Annotated in this window: 1 protein-coding gene; it reads right to left on the reverse strand. The window is 62.1% G+C overall.

Annotated features, from left to right (window positions below):
- Positions 1–203: hypothetical protein (locus ACM6I5_RS22255; protein WP_414884734.1), on the reverse strand; the 203-nt coding region annotated here is incomplete at both ends.

Genomic DNA, 203 nt, shown 5'->3' on the forward strand with positions numbered 1-203 from the left:
CTGGATCGGTAACGCGGCGTCGGTGATTTCGGTGATGTTGCCCGCCGGGTCATAGCGGTAGCTCAGGTTTTGCAAAAACACGCCGTCCGGGCCTTGATTGGCCAGCGACAGCAGATGCCCATCGGCCGGGTCATAACTGGAAACGGTGCGCATGCCGTTGCCGGCGAGCTCCTGCTGAACCTGTCCGAGCGCGCTGTACTCGA

Source organism: Pseudomonas sp. IT-P171 (genome assembly GCF_949767765.1).
Classification (GTDB): domain Bacteria; phylum Pseudomonadota; class Gammaproteobacteria; order Pseudomonadales; family Pseudomonadaceae; genus Aquipseudomonas; species Aquipseudomonas fluorescens_B.